Origin of the sequence: Allorhizocola rhizosphaerae (assembly GCF_003426775.1) — a bacterium.
Lineage (GTDB): Bacteria > Actinomycetota > Actinomycetes > Mycobacteriales > Micromonosporaceae > Allorhizocola > Allorhizocola rhizosphaerae.
On sequence record NZ_QJUG01000102.1, the window covers coordinates 20,081 to 29,195 of the forward strand.

Annotated in this window: 9 protein-coding genes; 4 read left to right on the forward strand and 5 right to left on the reverse strand. The window is 67.0% G+C overall.

Annotated elements, in window-relative coordinates; genetic code table 11:
• Window positions 1–6: 6 nt before the first annotated feature.
• Window positions 7–747, reverse strand: coding sequence for a sigma factor (locus DM816_RS45885; protein ID WP_117212264.1), 741 nt, complete (start codon window positions 745–747; stop codon window positions 7–9).
• A gap of 129 nt (window positions 748–876) precedes the next feature.
• Here DM816_RS45885 and DM816_RS22200 point away from each other — a divergent pair, with 129 nt between their 5' ends.
• Together DM816_RS22200 and DM816_RS45890 are read left to right on the forward strand one after the other, a co-directional pair.
• The gene (locus DM816_RS22200; protein WP_162907704.1) at window positions 877–2,097 is read left to right on the forward strand and encodes a WD40 repeat domain-containing protein; all 1,221 of its coding nucleotides are present in this window, start codon (window positions 877–879) and stop codon (window positions 2,095–2,097) included.
• Window positions 2,087–2,377, forward strand: a complete 291-nt coding sequence (locus tag DM816_RS45890) for a GrpB family protein (protein ID WP_425455262.1) — start codon at window positions 2,087–2,089, stop codon at window positions 2,375–2,377. The genes DM816_RS22200 and DM816_RS45890 overlap by 11 nt, the downstream gene beginning before the upstream one ends.
• Here DM816_RS45890 and DM816_RS22210 read toward each other — a convergent pair.
• The 4 genes from DM816_RS22210 to DM816_RS22225 all read right to left on the reverse strand — a co-directional run bounded on the left by DM816_RS22210 (window position 2,290) and on the right by DM816_RS22225 (window position 5,885).
• Entirely contained in the window at window positions 2,290–2,691 is a 402-nt protein-coding gene (locus DM816_RS22210; RefSeq protein WP_117212267.1) for a hypothetical protein, read from the reverse strand. The genes DM816_RS45890 and DM816_RS22210 overlap by 88 nt on opposite strands.
• A complete protein-coding gene (locus tag DM816_RS22215) occupies window positions 2,673–3,107 on the reverse strand; it encodes a hypothetical protein (RefSeq protein WP_162907706.1) in 435 nt (144 codons plus the stop codon). Before DM816_RS22215 ends, DM816_RS22210 begins: the two co-directional genes overlap by 19 nt.
• A gap of 2 nt (window positions 3,108–3,109) precedes the next feature.
• Window positions 3,110–5,197: a right-handed parallel beta-helix repeat-containing protein gene (locus DM816_RS22220; RefSeq protein WP_117212269.1), complete on the reverse strand. Its 2,088-nt coding sequence runs from the start codon at window positions 5,195–5,197 to the stop codon at window positions 3,110–3,112.
• A gap of 331 nt (window positions 5,198–5,528) precedes the next feature.
• Window positions 5,529–5,885: a GlsB/YeaQ/YmgE family stress response membrane protein gene (locus tag DM816_RS22225; protein ID WP_211588803.1), complete on the reverse strand. Its 357-nt coding sequence runs from the start codon at window positions 5,883–5,885 to the stop codon at window positions 5,529–5,531.
• A 550-nt stretch (window positions 5,886–6,435) separates the two neighbouring features.
• Here DM816_RS22225 and DM816_RS22230 point away from each other — a divergent pair.
• The gene (locus tag DM816_RS22230; RefSeq protein WP_211588804.1) at window positions 6,436–7,140 is read left to right on the forward strand and encodes a glycoside hydrolase family 12 protein; all 705 of its coding nucleotides are present in this window, start codon (window positions 6,436–6,438) and stop codon (window positions 7,138–7,140) included.
• A gap of 86 nt (window positions 7,141–7,226) precedes the next feature.
• Window positions 7,227–9,115, forward strand: a 1,889-nt coding sequence (locus tag DM816_RS22235) for an AfsR/SARP family transcriptional regulator (RefSeq protein WP_162907707.1), incomplete at its 3' end; no start/stop codon positions are given.

Below are 9,115 nucleotides of genomic sequence, written 5' to 3' on the forward strand. Positions count from 1 at the left end.
ATGGCATCATTCACGCCCGGGTTGGCGGGCCTTGAACCACACCACTGCTCGCCGCCCGGCGTAGGCGAGCATCAGCAGCCCGAGCAGGATGCCGAACTGGCCAAGTGGCCAGCGCCAGGCCAGCGCGCGCCGGAACGCACCCTCCAACCACGACGCTGATGGCCCCCCGAAGCTGTTCAACAAACTGGCGGGTACGTCGACGAAGAGCGCGCCTTCCGGAAGCTCCACCAGTTCGCCCTGCGATCCGTCCGCCCGGAACTCCATCAGATGCACGCCGCCCACCGTCCACCAGCCGTCCTCCTCCCACTCGGGAAACCCGGCCTGTTTGGTCGCGCCCTCTTCCACCTCGTGGACGGCGACGACCGCGTCCCCGTCGGCCTGCCATCCCAGCATCCGCACGGTGAGCCCGCGGGCCGGGGCCAGCGCCGGTCCGGAGGTGGCCTGCCCGGTCAACGCGTCCACGTAACGGACGCGGAACAGGCGGTCGCCGAGCGCCGCCGTGTCGCAGAACTCGTCGCCGCCCCCGCAGCCGTCGAAGGTGTAGAGGGCGATCCGCTTGCCGTCGGGCAGCCAGGCGCCGTCGGCCACGACCCGCCGCCATCTCGCGGCGACACGCAGAAACGTTTGCTGCACAAGGTCCTCCGCAAGATGATGGTCGCCGGTAAGCAGGTAGGCCAGGCGCGACAGCGCCGGGGTGCGCGCCCGCACATAGGCCTCGAACGACGACCGGTCCGCTTCCACCAACACACCTCCTGTCCTCTAACACCCCTGCGGTGGGTTCCGCGGAGGGGAGCCTTTCGAAGTGACGCTCACCAAGGCGACCGTCGTAGAGTTACGGCTGCACCCATACATCGACCATCTTCGTGGAGGAATGAAATGACGTCCTCACCCGTCGGCCGGCGATCTCTTCTTTTGGGTACCCTCGGCGTCGCCGCGACCACCGTTGTTCCGTTCGAAGCGCACGCCGCCGCCCCGCCGTTGTCTCGCGCAGGCACACTGGGCGAGCTTCCGGTCCCGCGGGCGTTGCGGTCGCGTCAGGCGCTGCTGGCCGGCCGGGCGACGGCCCGGTCGACCCTGCCCATCACCCAGCACGGCACCACGTACAACCTCGCACAGGTCGTCCGCTGGCTCGACAGCGACCATTTCGCCGTCGGCCGCTGGGACGGCACGATGAGCATCTTCTCCTTCCAGACCGCGCCGTTCGTCGGGCCGCTGGTGACCGAGGTGGTCAACACGCCCTCATCGCAGGGCGTTCAGATGATTACCAGGCTCCCCGGCGGGTGCCTGGTCACCTCCAACGACTCCGGCTCGATCCTGTTATGGTGCACCGGCACGGGGCAGTGGAGCGATCTGCGGCTGAAAACCGTTGTCCCCTATGACAATACCCTGGGCGTGGCCACCAGCGGCTCGTGGTTCAACACCGGGTCGGTGTCCACATTGGTCGTCGGGCACGACTCCGGTTTCATTTCCCTCTGGTCGTTCCACCCGACCAAGCGCACACTGACACTGTTGCGTGCGGTCGACCTGCGCAATCCGAATCCGGTAAACCCGTTCGGCTCACACGTGATGTATGGCATGTGTCCGCTCGTGGCGTCCGGCGCCAATGCCATCGTTGTCTGCGGCTCCGATGACGGCTTCGTCTCGCTCGTGCGCGTCCCGTCCGGCGCGGTGCTTTCGCAGACCGTGTTCAACCCGGCGGCGCAACGCGGCATCAACAGCGTTTCGGCCCTGGGCAACCGGCTCCTCGTGGCCAACTGCTCGGTCGGCGCGGACGACGAAAACCTGTGGTATTTCTCCATCGACACCGCGACGTGGGCGCTGACCCTGCTCGACAGCATGAATCTCATCATCGACCCGACCGAGATTCAGTCGTTCAACTTCGACACCAAGTGGGCACAATATTCCGGCGGTCCCTGCTGGTTTGCCGGGACTGAGGAGGGCGCCCTCTGGATGGGCACGGCCGGCACATCGCTCAACCTGATCGGCAACCAGCCCCTGTTCGACGGCGCGATCGGCGCGGCCCTCGACTACACCACCGACCCGGGCAGACTCGTTGCGGTGATACACAATCTGCACCAGTTCACCACTGGCGCATGACGGCACGCGTGGTTGGCGTGGTCGCGCACGACCGACCTGGCCGGTGTTGGTGGACGTGCTGCCCAGTGAGTTGAGCATCGAGCGCATCGGTTCGACCAGCGTGCCTGGGCCGGCGGCCAAGCCCATCATCGACGCGCCGGCGGTGGGGCCCGAGGCGGAGGAGATCGCTGCCGACGTCTCGGGTCTTGCGGCTCACTTGCCATGCCAGACGAAGCGCCACGCGGCGCGCAGCCGGCCTTTGACCCACAGACGGCGCAGCCGCTTGCCGTGTGCGGCGTAACCGCGGTCCTCCACCACCGGAAAGGCCGCCTCGGTGCGGATGATCCAGCCGTCGATCTGCTCGGGTGAGCCGGCCGCGGCCTCGATCAGGTCCTGCACCGCCTGGAACTTGGCCGGGCCGAGGTGCCGCTGGAGCTGGTCCAGGGTGACCTCGGTGAGGTCGGTGTACAACTGAGACGCCAGCTTGAGCAGATAACGGCACTCCAGCTGCTGCCGGTCGTCGGCCAGACGGTCGTGCAGCACCCACATCACCCTGTTGCGCTGAGCCTCATCGCGAAAAGTGTCGCGAAACGTGGTCAGGTCGAATTGCGGCATGGCTGCCAATCGGGCCAAGTGTCGGTGAGTTCATGCTGCCCGACTCCCAGCCGAGCGGCAACAGCGGCCGGGTCAACACCCGCATCGCGCAGAACGTCATTGATGTAATCGCAAAATTCATCGTGCTCGCCGGGCTCGATCTTGCCGAACTTCTTATTGATGGCGTCGAGACGCTGGGCGACATGCTCCAGCGTTGCCGGCATGTCGGCGTCCGATGGGTCTTGCAGGCCGGAGACCTCGGCCACGTGGGCATCGAGGGCCACGTAGGCATCGAGGGCGACATCGACGGCCGCGAGGAGATCGCTGCGCCACGACGAGACCGCGCAAGCCAAATGTTGCGTGATGGCACCCGCCTTGAGCGCTCGCTGCTGCTCCTGGCGCAGACGACGCGGGGTCGTGGTGGGACGCTCGATCACGATCACCAGGATAGAGCTTGGCCGCCGGGCTGGTCGGCCAGGACGACGTCGTCTAGGTGCAGGGAGCTGCCGGTTTGGGCGGTGCCGACGAGCTCGACGGAGACCGTGGCTGTCGCGGCGGGCGCGGTGAGGTTGACGATGACTTCCTGCCAACTTGTGGTCAGGCCCGTCAGGGGCACGTCGTCGGTCTGGATGACCTGTTGGTTGGTGTCGAACCAGCGCACGCGCAGGGTGGCGGTCGGGATCGTGCCGGAGCCTGTCCTCGCCCAGAGACTGAGCCGCTTGGCACCCGGGCCCGCGTCGAAGCCGGGCCAGTTGGCCAGCTCGACGCCCCAGCTTCCGCCGGTCGCGTTGACCTGAAGTCCCCATGCGCCGGCGTGCGCCGCGGATGCTGATCGCTCGATCGTGCAGTTGTACCAAGCGTGCCATTGACCGATCGAGCCTTCGAGGGTGGCCGTGTCGGCGTCGAGCAGGTTGCTCGACGGCGCCGGGCCGGTCTGGCCGTCGAATGTGCTTCCCGCGTCTTGGTGGTAGGGAGCCGCCCGCCAGGCATTCCACAACACGGTGTCGCCCCATCGCGTGGCGAACTTCCAATTGCCGAAGTACGCGTTGTCGTGGAACACGTTGCCGTTGTTGAACATCACGTCGTCCTGGACTTCCGCCACGGTGTAGGGCATCCACGGCAGGTTGTCGGCCCCGGTGGCGATGAGCGCCTGGGCACCGCAAAAGTCGCCAGCACACGGCACGTTCGCCTCGCTGAACCGGAACTCGTTCTCGTACACCTTGATGTCCTTGGAATGCCAGCGGCAGTCGGTGCGATACGGCTCACTGGCAATCGACGTGTAACACGGGTGCGTGGCGCTGATCGGGTCAAGGTAGTCGAAGTCGTAGGGCGGCGCGATGATTGTCGGGCTCACAAACGGCGTGCAGTAGGTCTTGCTCGTGTTGCCGTTGGAGTTGCAGAAGCGGTTGGCGTTTTCGTAGATGGACACGCCGGAGAAGTTGTCCTCGAACAGGTTGTTGTGGATGTTCAGGTTGGGGCTGCCGCTGGTGCTGTGCGGCAATCTCGCGTCTCCGCCTGACTCCGAGAGGTAAATGGCCGGTGCGGGCGAGCCCAGGTTTTCGTTGCCGCTGACCCAGGCATTGCGCTTGAACACGTTGCGGCTGACGGTCGCGTTGTAGCTGACTTCGTACCAGATGCCGATGCTGTCGTTGTGTTCGATCCAGTTGCTGTCGAACAGGAAGTCGATGTCGTTCGTGTCGGCCCACAGCCCGACGCTGAGATTGTCGTGCACGTAGTTTTGCGTCACCACGGCGCCTTTGACGTCCCAGAACTTGACCCCGCCGGTGCACCCGCAGCCCTCGATCAGGCTCTCCCAGTCGTCCTGGTTGTTGCCAACGATTTCGTTGTTGTGCAGCACGATGTTGGTGATCGCGGAGCCACCCTCGATCTGGTCCTTGTACATGCTGATGCCGTACTGCCCATTGTCTTTCAGGCAGCTGTGGCGGATGGTGTTGCCGCTGCCGAGGAAGACCGCCGCGCCGTCGTTGTGGTGCGCGTAAAGGTGTTCCATCGTCCAGCCGGTGCCCGAGTCGTGGTTGATGACGCCCTCGTTGTTGTTGTCCAGTCCGCGGCCGAAATTGCGGACCTCAAGGAAGGCGATGCGCACGTTGCTTGCCGTGCCGGTGAAGGCGTAGCGGTTGGTGTTTTTGCCGTCAACCACCGCACCGGGCGCGCCGAGATAGGTGCTGCCGCTGCCGGGTGTGATCTGGCTGAACTCTCCGGTGCCGAGCGTGTGCTCGCCCGGGGCGAACCAGAACGTCTGATTCGCCTGACCGAACGGGAAGCCCGTGTTGTCGCCGGCCGGCACGGTGATGGCTCCGGGCGGCGCGGTCACCGGGCCGCCTTGCCATCCGTTGCCACTGCACACCTGCATGCTCGTGGGCAGCTGCGCATACCAGCCGCCGGGTGTCCGCTCCGCGGTGTCATTAGCCGTTGCCGTTGCCGTTGCGGGAACGGGGGTGAGAACGCTGACGGGGACGATGAGGGAGACGATGATGGAGGTGACTGCAGTGGCAAGCCGACGCATGGGTCGCAGCCTAGACGTGCGCGCTTTCAAAACGCTTTCAGATCGAGGCAACGGCACGAGGGTCGCATCCGCGGCCTGCTCCGGCCTGGATCCAGCGTATTCGGCGAACTTCGTACGCTCGTGGGTCGGCTGCGGTGGTCGCCTCCTCCGGCTGCCGCGCACGAACGTCCGCCCAGCGGTCGGCCTCCTGTCAGGCGGTCACGCCGAGCATCAGCAGCACGAAGCTCAAGCCGGCAACAGGATGCCGGAGGCGAGGCGCGACATGGATCTCCCCGGACAGATCGGACCATCGAAATCTGCCCGTATCCTATGCGGGCCCCGCAAACCGGGATCAGGTCTTGTTGCGCATGCGCCGTTCGCGTGCCCGTTCGCGGCCCTCATCGGAGATCATGGTGTTGGTCAGGGCCGCGGCAATGGCGATGCCGACAACCGCGACCAGGACCTGAACGCCGAACTCGGCCCAGCTCCAGGTGAAGTGCCAGCCGGCCGCTTCCCAGTTGAAGCTCGCCGGAGCCTTGTCCTCCACCCCGAAATACCGGGCGACCCACGTGCCCAGCAGTGCCGAGCCGATGCCGACCGCGACGGTGGCGATGGCGCCGATGCTCTGCCGGCCGGGCAGGATCAGGCGGCCCAGCGTGCCAACCAAGATTCCAACGAGGAGAGCGCTGACGATGCCATTGATGGTCATGTACCCAAAGTACCCATACCCGTCAACGCCCAATCCTGGCGCGAAGCAGATCCATATTGGACAGTCTATTGTGTACGAGCGCGGCGATGCTCACGGTGGGACCGTTGACAAAGAGTTCGGGGGCAGCTCGACCAAGACCCCGTTGGCCGACCGGCCAACGCCGACGGCACCGCTGACCGAGCCGCGCGCCGCCCTCCCTGATGCTTCCGCCCCGGCCCTTCGGCTTCCGCGGCTCTTCCGCCTCCACGACCCTCCGTATCGGCCCCTTCCGCCCCGGACTCCTGCGCGTCAGCTCCTTCCACCCTGGACCCCTCTGCCCCGGACCGCTCCGTCCCGGCTCCTTCCGTCCCCGAACCCCTCCCTGCCAGCCCTTCGCCTGTCGATCATGAAGTTGGTGTCGCGACGCCCCGCCGAACATGGTCCTAAGTTCATGATCGACGTGACGAAGGGGGTGAGAGCGCTTGCATTAGTTTGGACGTCCAACTAACATACGTACAAGTCGATCACGACAGATGTCGATGTCGTCCCCCATATGAATCGGGAGTCTGTCATGAAACGAATCGTCCGAAGGAGCCTGCTCGCCGCCACCGCAGCGCTCGCCATCGTCCTGTCCGGGCTGGTCGCCGCCCCGGCCCAGGCCGCCGTTTGGTCCACGTGTGACCAGTGGGGCAACTGGACCAACAGCGGTTACACGCTCTACAACAACATCTGGGGTTCCGGCCGCGGCCCGCAGTGCATGTGGGCCAACTCCGCCACCAACTGGGGCGTGTGGGCCAACCATCCCAACACAGGCGGGATCAAGTCCTACCCCAACTCCACCAGGTGGTCCGGCAAGCGGGTCAGTGCCCTCGGCACGCTGAGCAGCAGCTTCAACGTCAGCGTGCCTACCAGCGGGGTCGCGTTCACCACGACGTATGACGTGTGGTCGAGCGACAACCGGTACGAGATCATGCTCTGGATGAACAAGTACGGCGCGGTCGGCCCGATCGGCAGCTACCAGACGTCCGCCACGGTCGGCGGGCACAGCTGGAACGTCTACCGGGGCGGCCACAGCGGCATCACGGTCTTCTCGTTCGTGCGCACGAGCAACACGTCGTCGGGCACGGTCGACATCAAGGCCGTGTGCAACTGGCTGCGCAGCCGCGGCTGGTTCGGCGACGTGACCATCGGCAACGTGCAGTTCGGCTACGAGATCACGTCCTCGTCCGGCGGGCGCGACTTCGTCACCAACAACCTGACGATCACCGCAACCTGAGACAGAAGCGCCCCCGTGCTGTCGAGTTGCTGACTCTCCAATCAGGTGGGTAGTGCGCGCGGCGCGGGGGTGCCTAGGTTGGGCGGATGCACGAGGTCACAGTGTCGGTGCTGGGCAGGATGGCGGCCCAGGTCAACGGCGTCGAGGTCGCGCTGGGCGGCCCGCGTCAACGGGCCGTGCTGGCCAGTGTCCTGCTGGCGAGCCCGCGATCGGTGTCCATGTCGCGCATCGTGGAAGACGTGTGGGACGGTGAGGAACCGCCGTCGCTGACCACCGTGCACGCGTACATTGCCGAGCTGCGCCGGGCGCTCGAACCCGGGCGCAAGGCACGGCAGGCCGCCACCGTGCTGGTCACCGAGGGCAGTGGGTACGCGCTGCGCCTCCCGCCGGACGCGCTTGACAGCACCGTGTTCGCCCGCCTGGCAGCCGACGGCGCCAAGGCGCTGCGCGACGGCGGCCCGGTGCGCGCCGACGAACTGTTGCGCGAGGCGCTGGGCACGTGGCGTGGTCCGGCGTTCGCGGACTTTCCCGACGCGGGGTTCGTCGCGTCGGAGGTGCGCCGGCTGGAACTGCTGCGCGAGACCGCGCTGCAGGACCTGTACGAGGCGGGTCTCGCCCTGGGCAGGCACGCCGAACTCGTGGGCGAGCTGACCGCATACACCGATCGGCACCCGATGGCCGAACGCGGATGGGAGCTGCTCGCCCTCGCGCTCTATCGCTGCGGCCTGCAAACCGATGCGCTGTCGGCGATTCGCCGTGCCACCGCGCTGCTCGCCGACGAGTTCGGGCTCGACGTGGGCCCGTCGCTGCGCCGCATGGAGACGGCGATCCTGCGCCAGGACCCGGCCCTGGAGTTCCTCGCGCAGCCGGCAAAGGGACCGCAGTCCAACCTTCCCTTTCCCGTCACCGATTTCGTGGGTCGCGTGGCGCAGCTGCGAGACGTGTCCTCGCTGCTGACCCGGGCCCGCCTGGTCACCGTGACCGGGCCGGGCGGGGTGGGAAAAACCCGTCTGGCGCTTGAGGTTTGCCAATCGCTGCGCTCGCCGGACGGACCGTGGTTTGTGGACCTGGCCGGACTGCGCCAGCCGGACCTGGTCGCCGCCACCGTGGCCGAGGCGCTGGGCCTGCCCGGCGTGGCGACGCCGCAACGATTGGCGGCGGTGCTCGGCTCCCGCAAGCTACTGTTGCTTTTGGACAATTGCGAGCATCTTGTTGATGCGGTACGAGAAATGTGCCTCACTGTCCTATCCGGATGCGGCGAGGTGCGGGTGCTTGCCACGAGCCGGGAATCGCTGGGCATCACCGGCGAGGCCGTGTTCGAGCTCGGCCCGATGGGCGACGACGGGGCCGAGCTGTTCACGCGCCGCGCCGCCGCCGTGCAGCCGCACTGGCAACCGGAGCCCGCCGACCGTCCGCTCATCGAGCGCATCTGCGCCGACCTTGACGGCATCCCGTTGGCCATCGAGCTGGCCGCCGCCCAGCTGCGCGTGCTGTCGCTGGACCAGATCGCGGGCAGCATCGACGACCGGTTCGGTGTGGCTACGGCGCACGACCTGGCGGACACGATCGCGTGGAGTTACGACCTGCTCTCGCCTGCCGAGCGGGAGCTGTTCGGGCGGTTGAGCGCGTTCGCGGGCGGGTTCGACCTCGACGCGGTGTCCATGGTGGCCGGTGGTGCGGAGCCGGTCCTGCCGGCGCTGTCCGGGCTGGTGCGCAAGTCTCTGCTCCAGGTCGAGCACGCGACGACGCCCAGGCGGTACCGGATGCTGGTGATGGTGCGGGCGTTCGCGGCGGGCACACTGTCCGAAGTGGATTCGCGGCGTGCCGTGGCACGCCACCTTCGCTGGGTCACCGAGTGGGCGGAGGCGGCCGACGCCGATCTGCGCGGCCCGCAGGCGCCGGCGCTCCTGGCCCGGCTCACCCGCGACCACGCCGAGACGCGGGCCGCGCTGGCCACGGCCCTGTTCGCGGGCGA